Origin of the sequence: Limnohabitans sp. B9-3 (assembly GCF_002778325.1) — a bacterium.
GTDB classification, from domain to species: domain Bacteria; phylum Pseudomonadota; class Gammaproteobacteria; order Burkholderiales; family Burkholderiaceae_C; genus Limnohabitans; species Limnohabitans kasalickyi.
On the sequence record NZ_NESI01000002.1, the window covers coordinates 334440 to 352092 of the forward strand.

18 protein-coding genes are annotated in these 17653 nt (G+C 54.0%); 8 read left to right on the plus strand and 10 right to left on the minus strand.

Features of this window, described 5'->3' with window-relative positions; all coding sequences use genetic code 11:
- The first annotated feature begins 174 nt into the window (after window positions 1–174).
- The 8 genes from B9Z42_RS04440 to B9Z42_RS04475 all read left to right on the plus strand — a co-directional run bounded on the left by B9Z42_RS04440 (window position 175) and on the right by B9Z42_RS04475 (window position 8375).
- A complete protein-coding gene (locus tag B9Z42_RS04440) occupies window positions 175–948 on the plus strand; it encodes an ABC transporter ATP-binding protein (RefSeq protein WP_100132130.1) in 774 nt (257 codons plus the stop codon).
- On the plus strand, window positions 948–1649 hold the full coding sequence (locus tag B9Z42_RS04445; RefSeq protein WP_199171976.1) for an ABC transporter ATP-binding protein: 702 nt from the start codon (window positions 948–950) through the stop codon (window positions 1647–1649). Before B9Z42_RS04440 ends, B9Z42_RS04445 begins: the two co-directional genes overlap by 1 nt.
- A 2-nt stretch (window positions 1650–1651) precedes the next feature.
- Window positions 1652–2935: an ABC transporter substrate-binding protein gene (locus B9Z42_RS04450; protein WP_199171977.1), complete on the plus strand. Its 1284-nt coding sequence runs from the start codon at window positions 1652–1654 to the stop codon at window positions 2933–2935.
- A 99-nt stretch (window positions 2936–3034) separates the two neighbouring features.
- Window positions 3035–3892 carry a branched-chain amino acid ABC transporter permease gene (locus B9Z42_RS04455; protein WP_100132132.1) on the plus strand — a complete coding sequence of 286 codons (858 nt, stop codon included), beginning with the start codon at window positions 3035–3037 and terminating at the stop codon, window positions 3890–3892.
- An 8-nt stretch (window positions 3893–3900) separates the two neighbouring features.
- Complete coding sequence (locus B9Z42_RS04460; protein ID WP_100132133.1) at window positions 3901–4899, plus strand: branched-chain amino acid ABC transporter permease; 999 nt, start codon at window positions 3901–3903, stop codon at window positions 4897–4899.
- Between the two features lie 4 nt (window positions 4900–4903).
- The gene (locus B9Z42_RS04465; RefSeq protein ID WP_100132134.1) at window positions 4904–6064 is read left to right on the plus strand and encodes an acyl-CoA dehydrogenase family protein; all 1161 of its coding nucleotides are present in this window, start codon (window positions 4904–4906) and stop codon (window positions 6062–6064) included.
- A gap of 22 nt (window positions 6065–6086) precedes the next feature.
- Window positions 6087–7670, plus strand: a complete 1584-nt coding sequence (locus B9Z42_RS04470; RefSeq protein ID WP_369806834.1) for an AMP-binding protein — start codon at window positions 6087–6089, stop codon at window positions 7668–7670.
- 39 nt (window positions 7671–7709) lie between these two features.
- Entirely contained in the window at window positions 7710–8375 is a 666-nt protein-coding gene (locus B9Z42_RS04475) for a TetR/AcrR family transcriptional regulator (RefSeq protein WP_233203522.1), read from the plus strand.
- A gap of 145 nt (window positions 8376–8520) precedes the next feature.
- On the opposite strand, the gene B9Z42_RS04480 is transcribed toward B9Z42_RS04475, so the two are convergent.
- From B9Z42_RS04480 to B9Z42_RS04525, 10 genes are all read right to left on the minus strand, one after another.
- Window positions 8521–10176 carry an FAD-dependent oxidoreductase gene (locus B9Z42_RS04480; RefSeq protein WP_100132137.1) on the minus strand — a complete coding sequence of 552 codons (1656 nt, stop codon included), beginning with the start codon at window positions 10174–10176 and terminating at the stop codon, window positions 8521–8523.
- A 249-nt stretch (window positions 10177–10425) separates the two neighbouring features.
- Window positions 10426–11223 (minus strand): 2OG-Fe(II) oxygenase, encoded by a 798-nt coding sequence (locus tag B9Z42_RS04485; RefSeq protein WP_158235899.1) that lies wholly within the window; start codon window positions 11221–11223, stop codon window positions 10426–10428.
- A 2-nt stretch (window positions 11224–11225) separates the two neighbouring features.
- Window positions 11226–11651: a VOC family protein gene (locus B9Z42_RS04490; protein WP_100132139.1), complete on the minus strand. Its 426-nt coding sequence runs from the start codon at window positions 11649–11651 to the stop codon at window positions 11226–11228.
- Window positions 11652–11670: 19 nt separating this feature from the next.
- Complete coding sequence (locus B9Z42_RS04495; protein WP_143474036.1) at window positions 11671–11973, minus strand: c-type cytochrome; 303 nt, start codon at window positions 11971–11973, stop codon at window positions 11671–11673.
- On the minus strand, window positions 11974–12510 hold the full coding sequence (gene gloA, locus B9Z42_RS04500) for a lactoylglutathione lyase (RefSeq protein WP_100132141.1): 537 nt from the start codon (window positions 12508–12510) through the stop codon (window positions 11974–11976).
- Window positions 12511–12599: 89 nt separating this feature from the next.
- Entirely contained in the window at window positions 12600–12974 is a 375-nt protein-coding gene (locus B9Z42_RS04505) for a ribbon-helix-helix domain-containing protein (RefSeq protein WP_100132142.1), read from the minus strand.
- A 53-nt stretch (window positions 12975–13027) separates the two neighbouring features.
- Window positions 13028–14596, minus strand: a complete 1569-nt coding sequence (locus B9Z42_RS04510) for a GMC family oxidoreductase (protein ID WP_100132143.1) — start codon at window positions 14594–14596, stop codon at window positions 13028–13030.
- Between the two features lie 48 nt (window positions 14597–14644).
- Window positions 14645–15271, minus strand: a complete 627-nt coding sequence (locus B9Z42_RS04515; RefSeq protein ID WP_100132144.1) for a twin-arginine translocation signal domain-containing protein — start codon at window positions 15269–15271, stop codon at window positions 14645–14647.
- A 153-nt stretch (window positions 15272–15424) separates the two neighbouring features.
- Window positions 15425–16363, minus strand: a complete 939-nt coding sequence (gene ylqF / locus B9Z42_RS04520) for a ribosome biogenesis GTPase YlqF (RefSeq protein WP_100132145.1) — start codon at window positions 16361–16363, stop codon at window positions 15425–15427.
- Between the two features lie 65 nt (window positions 16364–16428).
- Entirely contained in the window at window positions 16429–17652 is a 1224-nt protein-coding gene (locus B9Z42_RS04525; protein ID WP_233203523.1) for a CaiB/BaiF CoA-transferase family protein, read from the minus strand.
- Between the last annotated feature and the right edge of the window lies 1 nt (window position 17653).

The following is a 17653-nucleotide window of genomic DNA, read 5'->3' on the forward strand; positions in this document are numbered from 1 at the left end:
TCGACGTGCGGGACGATTCATTCCCGTGTATCCAAAGAGAGGCAGGGAATACCCCGCTTGTAGACGACCGGTCTAATATTAAACTGACCTGCATCGTTTTGTGCTGAGACCAAGCCCAGCTGCACAGAGCAACATGTAGACACTTCATGTGCAACCACGAAAGACACAGTTCAAATGCCTGAGCAAGAGCGACTGCTAACTTTGAATCAAGTCAGTAAGAATTTTGGTGGCGTACAAGCCGTTAAAAATTTGAGCTTTGATGTGAATTCAAATGAGATTGTGGGATTGATTGGACCCAACGGATCGGGGAAATCGACGTCAGTGAATTTGATTTCAGGCGCTGTGCCTCCAAGCTCCGGAGACATTGTTTGGCGAAACCAAAATGTCAACAAACTTCCCATTGGTCAGCGTGTACCACTGGGCTTAGCGCGAACATTTCAAACCACGAGCTTGCTTGCAGAGTTCAGTGTGCTTGAGCAAGTTTTGACTGCATGCCATACCAGTTACCGCGTCTCACCGTGGCGCTCTGTTCTAAGACTCAAAGAAGCAAGAGTCCAAGACGCTGAACAAAGAGCCAAAGCACAAGAGTTGGTGGAGTTTGTTGGTTTGGGTGACGTAGCGCACGATCTAACTTCGACGATTTCATCTGCTCAACAGCGGCTATTGATGATCGCGACCGCGATGGCAGCAGAACCCAGACTGATCTTGCTGGATGAACCCGCGGCTGGGATGGTGGCAAAAGAACGTAAAGAATTAGCCGAAATCATCCTGCGCATCCGTAAGAGGGGGTTGGCTGTTTTGGTCATCGAGCATCACATGGGACTGATCATGGAGGTGTGTGAGCGCATTGTGGTGTTGAATTTCGGTGAAAAAATAGCTGAAGGTAAGCCTGAGGAAATCCAGCGAGACTCGGCAGTCATTGAAGCGTATCTGGGTGGGGTTCATTGATGCTACATATTAAAAACCTAACAGCGGGCTATGGAAAAGTTAATGTTTTGCACGGGGTCAGTCTCGATGTGAATGAGCGTGAATGTGTTGCGCTGATTGGTGCAAACGGAGCTGGAAAGAGCACCACCCTTCGCTGTATTTGCGGACTCAATGAGGTGCGCTCGGGCAGCATCGAATTTATGGGGGATTCGCTCAATGGTTTGAGCGGGCACGCCATTGTGCGTAAAGGGATCACGATGTGTCCGGAGGGGCGGCAAGTTTTTGCTGAAATGTCTGTTCTCGAAAATCTGGAGATGGGCGCGCACATACGCAGAGATGGTGAACAACTCAGCGACATAGAACGAATGCTCGACCTGTTTCCTGTTTTGCGTCAACGCGCAAAACAAAGGGCAGGAACGCTGTCTGGCGGCGAACAAGAAATGCTCGCAATCGCACGCGCACTGATGGCAAGGCCAAAACTATGTATTTTTGATGAGCCCTCGCTAGGCTTGGCTCCAAAAATAGTCGAGGAAGTAGAGCAAATTTTGGTGCGCATCAAGGCGATGGGAACAACCATCGTGCTGGTGGAGCAAAACGCGGCTATGGCTTTGCGCTTGGCCGATCGTGCTTATGTTTTGGAAGCGGGCGAGGTGGTGCTGCATGGCACCGGCCAGGAACTCAAAAACGATCCGCAAGTGAGCAAAGCCTATTTAGGCTATTGACGTTGAAGCCGCGTCCTTTGAATGGGACACTGCTGAAACATTTTTTTATAAACCGGAGACAACGAATGAAACTGAAGACACCTTTGACTTTGGCTGCACTTGCCTTGTGTGCAGCTCTGATGCCTTTGGCACACGCAGCTGATGAAGTGTTGGTGATCGGCGTGAACGATGCATTAACCGGTGGTGGTGCCGTCTACGGCTTGCCCCAAGCTAACGCAGTCCAAATGGCGGCCGATGAGATCAATGCAGCAGGGGGCATCAAGGCCGGCGCAACCAACTACAAGCTCAAGGTCATCACGTCGGATGACAAAGCCAACCCAACAGAAGCTACCAACAGCGTGCGTAAGCTGATCGACCGTGACAACGTGAAATACCTTCTGGGTTTTTGCTGCTCCGGATCAACCAGTGCTGTGGCTTCCTTCATTGCCAAAGAGGACGCTGTCATGTTGGTGGGCAATGCTGCTGAGCGTGCCATTACGGCCCAAGGAATTGCGAACGTGTTTCGTACACGTCCGCCGGCAGACTTCACGGGCGCTGCTGCCGGTACATTTGTGGCGCAAAAGGGCGCACGCAATGTCGCGGTCATTGGCGCTTTAGAAGTTGGTTTTTATACCCAATATGTCGATGCGTTCGAGAAAGAGTTAAACAAAGCTGGCGGCAAGATCATTGCTAAAGAAGCCTTTGGTCTTCGTGATCGCGATATGACGCCGCAATTGACAAAAATTCGTGGACTCAAGCCTGATGCCATCTTGGTTGTAGGTTACGTTGAGCCAGCAGCATTTGTGTATCGTCAAGCCGTGGAGTTAGGCCTCAATGTTCCGCGTTACGGTTTTACCAGCGGCAGCGAAGAGCAGTTTCTAAAGGTGGTGTCGAGTGCGCAAATGGAAGGCGTTTGGGATCTCCGCCCAACAGAGCTGACCATCGAAGCTTTAGGACCACAGGCCAAAGCATACGATGCGAATTACAGAAAAAAGTTCGACCAATCGCCCACCCCTAGCTCGCCTTACGCTTATGACCAAGTTTACGTGCTGAAAAATGCGATCGAGCGCGCTGGGAGCGCGAAGGATGCCAAGAAAGTCGCTGAAGCAGTTCGTACTTTGCCTATTCCTAAGGAAGCCGTCATGAAGTACATGGCAAACGATGGCGGTGCTATGTTCGACCAGAACGGCCAGGCTTACACGTCCAACGGTGCCTTCCAGTGGCAAAAAGGCAAATGGGTCTTTGTGTCCGAGTTGCCATCGGATAACAAAGCGTATTCACAATTTTTGCGCAGTATTCGCAAATAAGTCCAGCGCTTAATTGGCCAACAACCCGCGACTCAGTCACTCACTCAGTCGCGGGGGTTTCTGTCTCCCTCAGCTGGCATATCCGAATGGTGAAATGCGATGAATGAATTTTTGCAACAAATATTCAATGGACTTGCCATTGGTTCCGTCTACACATTGGTAGCGCTTGGACTGACCGTAGTCTTTGGAATTTTAGGAATCGCGCATTTTGCGCATGGCTCATTGGCCATGTTTGGGGGCTACCTAACGTTCGTCTTTTCCACGTCAATGGGATTGTCCTTCTTTGCCAGCATTGCAATGGCTATGCCAGTTGGTGCGGTGATGGGCATGCTCATCGAGCGGTTTGCATATCGACCTGTTCGTGATGCACCTCATATCAACGCCTTCATCATTGCTTTGGGTTTGACAATGATGTTGGAAGGCGGCAACTTGCTGTTGTTTGGAGCCGATCAGGTGATCATTCAAACGCCTTATCAGCAGGTGTTTGATTTTGGAGGAATCTTCGTTGCTCAATTACGAATGGTTGTGATCGTTACTGCAGTCACGTTGGTCGCAGTTGTGACGCTACTTCTTTTAAAGACGAAAACGGGAAAGTCTGTTCGCGCCGTGGCTCAAAACCGGCATGCAGCGGTGCTAATGGGTGTCAACGTGAACTTTGTGTCTTCTGTTGTATTTGCTATTTCGTCCGCCCTCGGTGTAGCGGCAGGCGCATTAATTGGCGCTTTGTTAGCGCTTGCACCTGGTGTCGGTGAGAGTTTTGCGGTGAAAGGGTTTGCCGTGTTGATATTGGGTGGACTTGGATCATTGCCAGGTGCTATTTTGGGCGGCTTGGTTTTGGGTGTCAGCGAATCCCTGGCCGCAGGCTTTTTATCTTCAGCCTACAAGGATGTGATTTCCTTCTTAATCATGATCTTGGTCTTGCTGGTCATGCCACAAGGCTTGATGGGGAAAAAATGACTCGCCTTATGACCAAACCGTTGATGTTCAGCGTCGTTGTTGTGGCAACCGCTTTGGCGATGCCGCACACATTCAAATCCCCTTATTACATTCATTTGATGACCTTGGCATTAATTTGGATTGTGCTTGCACAAGGCCAAAATTTAACGCAAGGATTTGTCGGTTATGTGTCGATCGCCCAGGCAGGATTTATGGGCATAGGTGCCTACATATCCACCTTATTGACCATGAACTTTGGTATTTCAGTTTGGGCAACGTTAGTGATGGCGCCTTTGCTGACTGGCGTTATGGCCGTCGTTGCGGGGTATCCGAGTCTTCGCGTTAAAGGGCACTACTTTTCAATTGTCACGTTAGCGTACAACATGGTCATCTTCATTGTGCTGATGACCTTTCGCGCGCTGACCGGAGGCGAAGCGGGCATACCTGATGTGCCACGCCCGAGTGAGCTGACACTTTTTGGGCATGTCTTTAATTTCGAAGGGCGCAGTAATCTCAACTATTACGCGCTTGCTTTGTTAGCAGCAGTCGTGGCCACCATCTTTTGCGCCTTGGTGTTGCACTCCCGCGCAGGACGGGTGATGTTGGCAATACGCCAAAACGAAGATCTCGCAGAGGCCATGGGTGTCATTACTTCACGCTACAAGTTGTTTGCGTTTGTGATGAGTTCAATTTTGGCTGGTTTGGCTGGGACGCTTTATGCGCATTACATCGGCTTTTTAAATCCTGAGCCGTTTGGCGTCGATCAATCGTTGAATATCATTTTGGCGGTCATTTTGGGCGGTAGCGGGACGCTGACAGGCCCCATCGTGGGTGCGATTTCCGTCACATTTTTGCCTGAGCTTTTACGGTTTGCTGACAGTTTTAGACTCATCACCTATGGTTTGATTTTGGTGGTGGCGACCATCTTCCTGCCTAAGGGGCTGGTGCCCTTGGTGGCCTCCTTGTGGCGGTGGTTACGCACGAGTCAATCCATCTCGAGTGATAACAAGCACACAAGCAAGGCATGAAGAAATGATCTTAGACACACAAGATCTGTCCAAACGTGCAGCGAGCGCCATCGAAGAAGCCGATCAATTTGCACAGCGGCACCTTGCTCCGAATGCCGCTCAATGGGGGCAGGGTCTTTTTGACCGTCGTGCTTTATTTGAGCCTGCTGGTGCGGCAGGATTATTGGGCTTACAAGTGCCGCACGAGTTCGGTGGATTAGGTTTGTCTTTTGGTGACAAGGTCAAGGTTCTGCACAAGCTAGCACAGAGTGATTTCAGTGCTGCCATGGCATTGGTGAATTCACACAACGTTGCAGCGCAACTGGTGAAAGCATCACCCCATGAGTTGGCACCTCGCTACGTCAGCCATTTGATGCGTGGCAGCATCGTTGCATGCACTGCATTGACTGAGCCCGGCGCTGGATCAGATTTGGGTCAACTTCAAACCACGGCGATCCGTCAAGGCGATGGTTGGTTGCTCAACGGTTCTAAGACTTGGATCATCAATGCTGCACATGCTGACGGTGTCGTGGTTTACGCCCAAACTCAAGCGGGTTCCGGCGTAAAAGGAATTGCGGCATTTTTTGTCCTGGCTGATTCACCCGGTTTCGAGCGTGTTGAGGTTGTCACTAACAGCGCACTGAGCAGCATGGGTATTGGTGGTTTTCGCTTAACGAATGTCTATTGCGATTCCTCCCACCTTTTATATCAGCCTGGAAAAGCGTTTGTCGACATCATGGGTGCTATCAACCGAGCACGCACTTATGTTGCGGCCATGTGCTGCGCAATGGTGACTCAGGCTTTGAACGATGTGAGTGTTTATGGTCATAAGCGAACTGCATTTGGCCAGTCTTTGGACCAATACCAAGGCTGGCGGTGGCAGATAGCGCAAGCAGCGACAGCGTTACAAGCGGGTGAACTATTGGTGAGGGATGCTTGCGAGCGCATTGACAAGGGAGATGAGGTCCAAACTGCTGCGGCTCAAGCCAAACTCTATGCGACAAGTATGGCTCAGACGCAATTGGGATCTCTCTTACATGCGATGGGTGCAGAAGGATTTTTGGATCGCTATGCTTTTTTAAGGCATCTCACGGCTGCTCACACCGCTTCATTAGCCGACGGATCGACAGCGATGCTACTTGAGCGAGTAGCAAACGACTATCGTTTCAAACCCGGAGCAACCTAAATGCGCTTCTTTCAGTTGGGGTGTGAAAAAACACTTCCACAGTCGTGTAGTACCCATTAAAAACGGGGGTCTGATGCTAATTCCTATTCAACCAATCAACGTTGATCCTGAAAAAATTGCATTTCAGATGTGTGAAAGTGGTGAACAAGTCACATTCGCGCAGCTCGAAAGCCGTGCGAACCAAGTTGCGCATTTGGTTACAGATTTAGGCATCCTTCCAGGCGACCACGTGGCTTTGCTGATGAATAACTGCCGTGAATTACTGGAGCTTTGCTTTGGTTTGGATCGAAGCGGGGTTTATTACACCCTGATCAGTACCCGTCTGACGACCGACGAGATTGATTACATCGTGCGAGACTGTGGTGCACGCTTGTTTGTTTATTCGGCCGCTTTGGAGTCTGTTGAGCAAGATTTGTTCTCCAAGCTACCCGATACGTTGAAGTGCATGAGCATCGATGGATGTGCCGAACACAAGTCGCACGAGGATTGGGTGGCTGAATGTGCGAAAAGGTCCACCTCTGCCACAGCACAAGCTTTGCAGGGCAGTGACATGCTTTACTCGTCGGGCACAACTGGACGCCCGAAAGGCGTGCTGTGGCCACTGCCCAAGACAGCCGCAGGACAACAAACCATGTTGGTGACCTTGCTGTCGCCACTGTTTGGATACGACGCCGACAGCCACTACCTTTCTACCGCACCTCTGTACCATGCTGCACCACTGCGTCACAGCATGACGGTCATCAAAATGGGTGGGACCGTTACGGTCATGGAGCGTTTTGACGCACTGCTAGCACTGCAGACGATTGAGCGCTATCGCATCACCCACAGTCAATGGGTGCCCACCATGTTTGTCCGATTGCTGAAGCTTGACCGAGAGACGCGTGAGAAATTCGATCTCTCATCCATGGAAATGGCTGTGCACGCTGCCGCGCCTTGCCCTGTTGATGTGAAAGAACAAATGATTAACTGGTGGGGGCCAATCGTTCACGAATACTATGCCGGCACCGAAAACAATGGTTTTTGTAGCATCACGCCTTCGGAGTGGTTGGCGCACAAAGGCTCGGTAGGTCGTGCTTCACAAGGAAAATTGCATATTTGTGACGAAGAAGGAGTTCCTGTAGATGTAGGTCAGATAGGCGCTGTGTATTTCTCAGATGGCCCCCAGTTCACTTATCACAATGACCCAGTTAGTACCGCGCAAACACGTAACTCTTTGGGTTGGACAACCCTCGGTGACATTGGCTATCTGGATGAGCAGGGTTACCTTTATTTGGTAGACCGAAAAGCCTTCATGATCATCAGTGGGGGCGTCAATATTTATCCTCAAGAAATTGAAAATGTGTTGCTACAACACCCCAAAGTAATGGATGCCGCTGTTGTTGGAGTTCCTAATCATGATTGGGGTGAGGAGGTTAAAGCCGTTGTTCAACCCGTTCACGCATACGATATCGGCCCAGCTTTGGCGGAAGAACTACAGGCATTTTGTCGGGAAAAATTAGCAGACTTCAAATGTCCGCGATCGATAGATTTCGACTTGGAGTTACCTCGTTTGCCAACAGGGAAGCTTTACAAAAAATTGGTCAAAAAACGCTACTGGCCTCAATAAGTTCAAGTTAAAAGTGAAATGTTAGACGGAGAATATTACGTGTCAGAAATCTATCCTATTCATTTGACGTCGAGTTCTAGCAAAAGCAGTCATCGTGCTTCAACACGAACAGATACTCGCACCGCATTGGTCTGGTGTGGAACTGAGCTTTTGACCGAGCGCGGATTTCAAATAACGGGTATTGATGAAGTGCTCAAGCGCGTCGGTGTCCCTAAGGGCTCTTTCTACCATTACTTTAAAAGCAAAGATCATTTTGGACATGCCGTCATTGATAACTACGAAGCGTATTACGCTAAGAAAATGGATCGCATTTTTGGTGACTCAACGCAGTCCCCGTTGCAGAGATTGGTTAACTTCACCGTGAATGCAAAAAATGGCATGGTTAAATTTGATTTCAAGAGGGGCTGTTTGATAGGCAACCTTGGTCAAGAGCTTGCTGCCCTTGATACTCAGTTTCGTGAACGACTGGAGGGGGTTCTGGTGTCGTGGGAGAAACGTGTTGCCGAGTGCTTGCGTGAAGCGATGGATATTGGAGAACTGGCAACCGGGCAAGACCCTCAAGTACTGTCGCGTTTTTTCTGGATCGGTTGGGAGGGGGCCATCTTGCGGTCAAAACTTATGCGCAGTTTGCAACCTATTGATGAATTTACCACCATTTACTTCGGGCATGTGATACGAAAAAATAGCGCTCATAACAATATTTAATTAATTGGTTAAATTCCAATAAATTAAAGGGGAAATATCGAATTTCCACCTTTCAGAATATAGCTATTTAATATTTTATAACCCAATATATTCCCTTTCTTATATAGGTTAAACGTTATTACCCTATAAGCCTTGAACTGTAGCTTCATGCTCCCAGAAGTTGGGCGAGGACCGCCTCCGCTTGGGTGTCCTCGTGGCCGCGCCAAGCCACGATTTGGTCGGGTCGAATCAAGGTCAGTGGGGCTTCGTACAGCTTCAGCAGGTCGTTGCTGGTGTGGCGCACGACTTTGAGGTCGATGCCTTTTGATTGGGCTGCCAACGCGAAGGCGTGGGTTTCGGTGGGTTCTGCGCCCAACACCAGCAGGGTCCATTCAAAGTTGAACGTGTCAAACAACGAACGTCCGTCTGGCAACCAAGCGTGGGGCGGGCGTCCACCTGGCGTGGCGCAGGGGGTGTAGGTGTTGGCGGCGTCGGGCGGGGCCGTGGTGCCGTCGCTCACGATGATGGGGCTGCCGTCGTAGCGCCCGCCAAAGGTCACGCCGGGAATGTTGAATTCGCGGCGCACATGGCCGTTCAGGTAGTCCGAGGCTAGCGCACGGGCCTGCTCGCCCTGCGGGTTGTGGTCTTCCAATTCGGGGGCGGCTTCAAACAAACCAATTGAGTCGGCAAACTGTCGGGCGTAGCCCGTGTTGCGCAGGGCCAAGGGTTGGCGTTCGCGTTCGTAGCTGTCTAGCAAGGTGGCAGGGGCTTGGCCCTTGAGCACGCTGGCCAGTTTCCAGCTCAAGTTGACGGCGTCTTCGACGGCGGTGTTGTAGCCCAGACCCCCGGTGGGCGTGAACAGGTGCGCGGCATCGCCGCCTAAAAAGATGCGGCCTTTCTGGAACGACTCCGCCACCAGCGCATGGCCAGCCAGCCAAGTGGCCATCGACAAGATGTCTATGTCGATCTCCTGCCCAAAAGCTTGCGAGAACAAACGCCGTGCATCGGCCTCGGTCAGCGCGTCGGTGGCAGCGTCATCGGCCATTTGGATGTGAAAGGCGAACTCGCTCACGCCATCCACCGACATGATGAAGGCGCGCAATTCGGGGTTGACCACCACGTACATCCACGCACGGTCGTTGGGGTTGCGGGCATAAAAGTCGGGAGCTTTGAGGTACACCGCTAGCATCTTGCCGCCCATGAATTTGCGCTTGAAACCAGTGGCGCCACCCCAAGCAATACCCAACTGGCTGCGCACAAAACTGCGTGCGCCATCGGCACCGATCAGGTAGGCCGCATTCACCTGAACCGGCTCGCCGCCGTCCACCGCTTGCACCACGGCTTCAACACCTGTGCCCAAGTCGCTGAAGCGCTTGAGTTGCCAGCCGTAGCGCATCTCGACGCTGGCCTGTTGTTGGGCATGGTGGTGCAGGCAAACCTCGACATATTTTTGCGAAACGCGGTGCGGCAGCTCGGCCGCACTCCACGAGCCCGACATGTTTTTGACCGCCTGCGGTGCCGCTGCTGCCGTGGGCAAACGCAAGCGCGCCAGTTCGGTGCCTGCAAAGCGGGTCAGGTAAGCGATGTCGGTCGGGTGATCGGGCGGCAAGCCCATGCTGCGGATTTCGTGTGCAAAGCCCAGACGCCTGAAATGCTCCATGGTCCGCGCCTGCGTCGCGTTGGCTTGTGGATTGAAAGCGGTGCCGGGCTTGGCATCTACCAGCAAGCAGCGGATGTTGCGTCGACCTAGCTCGATCGCCAGCATGAGGCCGCAGGGCCCGCCGCCTGCGATGAGCACATCGATGGAGAGCGTCGAGGTCAAGTGGTACGCCGCGTTTTAGCTTCAGCGCCCAAGTGGGTGGTGGTGCCATTGCCTGACGAGGCGAAAGCCAAGCCCAAGCCGGGGAGCGAGCGATGGATGGAAGTTTTCAAGGGATATCTCCTCGGCGGCATGATGCTGTCTGAAGAAATACTAATCCATAAAAATCGAGCCGATTTCGAGCGCGTTCTATAAAACGCGCTTAGGCGACAGCGGCTGATGTGTGTGGGCTTGCCTTTGTGGCGGGCTGCTTCAATCTTGCCCGTACATGATGTTGATGCGGGCCACGTATTTGGAGGTTCCTATACCGACTTGGCGTCCTTCATGCACCACCGAGTGCGGACCAAAGCCATGTCTGAAAAACACGGCCGAACCTTTGCGGGGCAATACATCGACTGCGCTGCCGTCTGGTCTGAACAGGCGTGTGCAACCACCGCTGACCCCATCTTCGGGCCCATTCAGGTACAAGACCATGGTCAACCGAGACCGTAAGGTGTCTCCCCATTGCAGCATCTGACTGCGGTCTTCGCTCAGGCTGTAGCCTGGCCATTCCCCATCCACGTGACGGTTGAAGACATCGCTGGCGTCGTAGCGGTACATGTTCAGGCGTTGGCTCAACAGTCCATACAAGGGTTGACCATCGACCGAGGCAGGTAGCAGGTGCATCATGCGGCTCATCATGGGGTCGAGCATGTGTTCATCGGCCACCCAATGCACCGATTTGTTCATACGCATGCCGGGTGGGGTCGAGATGCCGGGGGCTTCATCGCGGTAACCCAGCCGTTCGCTGGCGGTGACCAGAGCATCGGCCTCTTCACCGCTCAGCACATCCTCGATGACAAACGCCAACAGGCCACCGAGTTCGATGTCGGTGCGAACGGGTTTGAGTTCGGTTTGCGCTTTGAACTGCAGAGCGCGCGGGCTGCTGGCAAAGGCATGAATGGGCGTCATAGGTACAACGCCACCCATGGGCAAAGAGCCGGGCAAGTGGGCGACGGCCCAATGTTCGGGCCATACTTGGTTGGCGTTGGGGGTCACATCGTTGGTCATACTTACCATTGCCCCACGTTGGGCATCGCGATCCAAGGCTGCGCAGGGGGCAGGGGGGCACCATGTTGCAGCAATTCAATCGAGATGTTGTCCGGCGAGCGCACAAAGGCCATGTAGCCGTCACGGGGCGGCCTCAGAATCTGCACACCGTGGTCTTGCAGCCGGTGACAGGTGTCGTAAATGTTGTCGACGGCATAGGCCAGATGGCCAAAGTTGCGTCCACCGGCATAGCCGGTTTCGTCCCAGTTGTGTGTCAGTTCGACTTGGGCTTGGGTGTTTCCTGGAGCCGCTAAAAAGACCAAGGTGAAACGTCCAGCCGCTACCTCTTGTCGACGCAATTCCTGTAGTCCAAGGGCATCGCAATAAAAGCGAAGGGAGGCATCAAGGTCGCTGACCCTGACCCTGACCATGGTGTGCAGGTATTTCATGGTGGTGTGAAAGAAGGTTTCATTTGGCTTGAAGGATCCACTGTGCCAGCTTTTGGGTGTCGGCTGCAGGCAGATGGGCGTGGGGCGGCATGGCCATGTCTCCCCACTTGCCTTGACTGCCAGCGCGGATGCTTTGGTTGACCAGCGACTTGGCATCGGGTTTGTCTGCGTATCGAGCCGCAACTTCTTTGAACGAGGGTCCCACCAAGGTGCTGGCGACCGCATGGCACCCCAGACAGCCACTTTTGCGGGCGAGTGCTTCATTGGACAAACAGTGGCTAGACCAAAGCGTGGTTGCCATCAGTAAAAGGGCGACTCGCATTCAACGTCCAAGGTGTTTGAGTAAATCGGGCTGGACGATTTCAATCCAGTAGCCATCCGGGTCTTTGATGAAGGCGACATCTTTCATCTTGCCTTGATCGGGCCGTTTGACGAAGGTCAGTTGGTTCTCGTCAAACCAGGCCACGGCGGCGGCTAAGTCGGGCACCGAAAAACAGAGGTGGCCAAAGCCTTGAGGCTGGGCGTTGCCATCGTGGTATTTGAAGTCCGGATCATTTTCCGTGCCCCAGTTGTGGGTCAACTCCAAAATCCCGCGTTGGCTGAACGTCCAAGCTGTGCGTTCACCGTCGTCTTGTGGCGCGCTTTCGCCATCGGTTTGTCGGTGTAAGAAGTACAGCGAAAACTTCATTTCTGGGAAGTCCAGTTTGCGCAGTACTTGCATGCCCATGACACGGGTGTAGAAGTCCAAGGAGATTTGTGGATCTTTGATGCGCATCATGGCGTGGTTGAACACAAAACCGCGGGTCGCTTCGGAGGGCACAGCGCTCACGCCAGGGTAGCTTTCGGTATGGAATGTCATGGCTAACTTTGAAGGCAAAAAATGATGAGAACGAGTTGTTGCACCCAGGGCCTGTGAAGCACCCCAGGTACGTGCAGTGAAGAGTTGAATTACCTGCCCACTGCGGCCAGGGCTTTTGGGGCGGCGATGGCCTCCCCACTTCTGGCGGCAATGGCTGTCACAACCTGTTGCGTGGGTGGGTTGAGTTGCTTTTCGAGGCGCAACATGGAGCGGTGCAAGTAGCGCATGCTGGTGACCCGCAAGAAGGAGGCGAAGTTGGGCACCTCCCCCCGATGCTCCAAAATTTCCTCGTGAAACTTGGCAATCAGGGCGTTGGTGGTACAGCCTTCTTCTTCGGCCATTTCGGCCAAGATGTCCCAGACCATGTTTTCCAGCCGGATGCTGGTCAACACGTTTTTGATGCGCACCGTGCGTGAGCGTTGCTCATACTGAATCGGATCGGCTTTGACGAAATATTCACACATGGTGGGCTCCTGCATCAAGAACGGTCTGGGACATATTTGACATGCACTTCAGATCAGAGTGCTTTTTCGGTCATCAATTTGGCGATTTGGTCAGCCTGGCGAATGGCCAGGGTGACGATCGTCAAGGTGGGGTTTTCCGCGCCGCCAGTGGTGAACTGACTGCCGTCACTCACGAACAAGTTGCTGATGTCGTGCGATTGTCCCCATTTGTTCACGACGCCATCTTCGGGGCGTGCGCTCATGCGACAGGTGCCCATGTTGTGGGTGGACGGGTAGGGCGGCGTGCGGAATGTTTTGATGGCGCCGGCTGCGCCATAGATACGCTCGGCCTGTGTGAAGGCGTGGTTACGCATGGCGATGTCGTTGTCGTGGTCATCAAAGTGGACGTTGGGCGCGTAGTTGCCGTATTGGTCTTTGACGTTCGTATTGAGCGTGACGCGGTTGGTTTCACGCGGCATGTCTTCACCCACCAGCCACATGCCGGCCAGGTTGGTGTAATGGTCCATCCACCAGGCAAATTCAGGGCCCCAGCCGCCGGGGTTCAGGAAAGCGGCCATGAAGGGGATGCCCAGCGAGAGGGTTTCGAGTTCGTAGCCGCCCACAAAGCCTCGGCTGGGGTTGTGTGCGGCTTCGTCGCGCACGATGCCGGCCATGGTGGTGCCGCGGTACATGTGGACTGGGTTCTTGAAGGCGGCATACACCGAGCCGGTCATGTGGCGCATGTAGTTGCGGCCCACCTGGCCCGAGGAGTTTGCCAGGCCGTCCTTGAACTTGCTGGACTCGGACATCAAGAGCAAACGAGGCGTTTCGATGGCGTTACCGGCTACACAAACCACGCGGGCTTTTTGGCGCTGTTCCTTGCCGTCCTTGTCGAAGTACACCACGCCGGTCACTTTGCCTGCGGCGTTGTGCTCGATGCGGGTGACATGCGACTGCGGGCGCAACTCAAAATTGCCGGTGGCTTCGGCCTTGGGAATTTCGGTGTACAGGGTGGACCATTTGGCACCGCTCTTGCAACCCTGAAAGCAAAAGCCCAGCTGCAAGCAGCGGCCACGACCGTCACGCGGCTGGCTGTTGATGGCCATATTGCCGGTGTGCACTTCTTTGTAGCCGAGCTTGGTGGCCCCCGCATGCATGACCTTGAAGTTGTTGTTGCCGGGCAGGCCAGGGATGCCGTTGGTGCGGGTCACGCCCATTTTGTTTTCGGCTTTGGCGTAGTAGGGGGCCAGCTCGTCCAGCGTCACGGGCCAGTCGAGCAGGTTGGCACCGGCCACATTGCCGTAGACTGATTTGGTGCGGAACTCATGCTCCTGAAAGCGCAGCGAGGCACCGGCCCAATGGGTGGTGGTGCCGCCCACGGTTTTGCAGATCCAGGCAGGCAGACCGGCAAAGTCTTTGGCGACGCGCCAGGAGCCTGAGGTGGTGCGGGCATCGAGCCAAGCCAGTTGGCTGAAGGACTTCCACTCGTCGTTGATGAAGCTCGATTGCGATTGGCGTGCGCCCGCTTCGAGCGACACCACCTTGATGCCTTTTTGGCAGAGTTCGTTGGCCAATGTGCCACCGCCTGCGCCTGAACCAATGATGACGACCACGGAGTCGTCGTTGTAATCAAATTTAGCCATGTCAATCCTCTGTATGCGTTATTAGATAAGTTCGCTTCAATGCGGCGATCAGCCCATGAAGGGGGGTGGGCTGGCTTCTTTGGAGGGTGCGGGCAACCATTTCAGGTCTTGGAAGCCGCGTGTGATGTAGCCACCTTTTTCCCAAGCTGATCCGGGATAGCCAAATGCCGCATAGGCCATGTCGTTGTCGTACAGAGAGGTGACACACTGGCCACGCACGGTGGCAAAGAAGGCGGTTCCTTCCATGCTCAGCACCAGCTCGTATTGCTGCTTGGCACTGGCCTTGGCGAAGTTGCCGCCGGTGGATTTGTTGAGGTAGGCCACACCGTCTTGGATCATCTTGGCGGCGCCTGCGTCACCTGCGGCTTTGGCGTCCAGGTCTTTGGAGAGCAGGGCGTACACCGCATCGGGTAATTTTTTATGCGGGAACAAAACACGGCCCATGGCCATCAGGATTTGTCCCTCGGCGGTGGTGAGCTTTTTCAGCTCCAGCGCCCAAGCCGTTGAGGGCGCCAAGCCAGCGAGCAAACTGCCTGTGGCTAGGCTGCCAAACAGCAGGCCCGATCCCTTGAGGAAATCGCGCCGTGCCAAGGGCAAGTTGACCTTGCGGACAACGCCGCTTTCTTCGTCGCAGCCAGGGGCTTCGACATTTTGTGTGATGGGTATGACGCGCATAGTGCCTCCGATGGTTTTGAATGTCTTTGCAGGTGCTGCAAAGTACAAATCCAGTATTTCATCGGAGCGCTCAGAGCGGGTGATAGCAGGCTACTTACAAACCCAAAAAGCCTCAGGGTTTACGCTGGGAAACAGTCGCTTAGTTGACTGATGTCAACGCTTCTTGGGCTTACGCACGGTCTTCTTTGTTTTCTCAATCGCCTCTTTGCGCACCGCCCGCTCGGCATCGGCTTGCTTGCCTTCTGCCAGCCAACCCGCAAATTGCTCAGGCGTTTCTAGCGTGACGCGACCCATCGCGGCCGTGCGGAAATCGTGAATCACGATGTGCGCTGTTTTGGTGGTGTTGATGCGGCCACCGCTTTGTACCGCGCCGCGTTTGCGGCCAATGGCGTCCAGCATGTCTTCATCGGTGTGGCTGGCCACGTCGTCGATGTTGTAGCGTTGGTGCAGCACCTCAGGGTAATGAGGTATGAGGTAGTTGAGCAGCTCCAGCGCGACGGTTTCTTCGTCAAACGCGTTCACGCCAATCGCACCGCTGGCGGCCAAGTTGAAACCGCTTTGCTCGACGATGATGCGCGGCCACAGCACGCCTGGCGTGTCGTACAAATAAAAGTCATCGGCCAGCGCGATGCGTTGCTCGGTTTTGGTCACACCCGCTTCGTCGCCCGTCTTAGCGGCGCGTTTGCCTTTGAGCGTGTTGATGAGGGTGGACTTGCCCACGTTGGGTATGCCACAAATCAACACCCTCATGGGTTTGACCATGCCGCCACGGTTGGGCGCGAGTTGCTGGCACGCATCAATCAGCGCTTTGGCCGGCGAGGTCATGCTGGTGTCTAGCCCAATGGCGCGCACGCCGGGCATGGCGTTGTAGTGGGCTAGCCAAACCGCCGTGCGGGCAGGATCGGCCAAGTCTTGTTTGCTCAGGATCTTGAGGGCGGGCTTGCCTTTGATCAGCTCGGCCAACATGGGGTTGGCGCTGGAGCCCGGCAAGCGGGCGTCGAGCATTTCGATGACGACGTCAATCTCTTTGATGCGCTCTCCAATCGCTTTGCGCGTGAGGTGCATGTGTCCGGGGAACCATTGAATCGCCATAAAGAGCCGCTACTGACCGAGGGGTGAAAGGGTGTGATTGTCGGTCACCTCCGTGGTTGTGGTTTTCAAATCACTTTGTTTGCTTTAAGTAAAGCGAGTTCGCTTTCACTGAGGTTTATGGCGGCATAAAAATTTTCATTGTGTTCACCTCGATGTGGACCTGTGTGAGGGGTGGGCAACTCTTTCCCCACAAACCGAGGCACGATGCAAGGTGCTTTGACGCTGCCAAGGTCCGAGTCTGGCAAATCAATCAATGCCTTTCGCGCCATGAAGTGCGGATCTTGCGCTGCCTGGGCAATCGAGTTGACACGGCTGTAAGGGGCCTCTTGTGCATCCAGTTGCAGCATCACATGCGCAATCGGGTGCTTTCCACACCAAGTGGCAATTTCTTGGTCCAGTTCGACGAGATGGCGTGTTCTTTCGAGATTGTTGGTAAAGCGTGGATCGGTCAGCAAGTCGGTTCGATCCATGGCTTTACAAATGCGCTCGAAAATCGGATTGCCAGTGCCCACGATGGTGATCCATTGGCCATCCGCCGTTTCAAATACATTGGACGGGGCGGTGTAAGTGGCCCGAGAGCCACTGCGTTGCCTGACCATATCCATGAACTGCATTTCAGCGGCCAAGGGGTCGAGCAATCGAAATAAAGCTTCAGTGGCCGCTAAGTCGATCTCGCAACCTTTGTACTGCGCTGGTGATGTTCGCGCGCGTTCTGCCAACGCAGTTGAAATAGAGAATGCGCCGAACAACCCCGCAATCGCGTCCCCCAAGGGGTAGTTCATGTGCTGAGGTGGGCCGTCGGCCTCACCCGTCAAATGTGTGAAACCGCTCATGGCTTCAAAAACTCGCGCAAAGCCTGGGCGCTTGGCATAGGGGCCCGTTTGGCCAAATCCAGTCAAGCGCAAGACGATCAAATTTGGGTTGTGCGCGTGCAAGGTGGCGATATCCAAGCCCCATGCATCCATCGTGCCGGTGCGGAAGTTTTCGATCAGCACATCAAACTGCGGCAACATGCGCAGGAGCAAGTTGCGCCCTTGCGCTTGGCGAACATCGAGCGTGATGCCTTGCTTGCCTCGGTTGGCCACTTTCCAAAATAGCTCGTGCCCTTGCCACACAGGTGCCAATGAACGTAAGGCGTCGCCGCCTTGGGGTAGCTCGACTTTGATGACTTCGGCACCCATATCTGCACACAACGTGCCTGCCAAAGGTGCGGCCACCACGGTGGCAAGATCCAAAATGCGCACACCGCGCAAGGGCCCTTGGGAGGGCGTATCGGTGGAGGCAGTCACC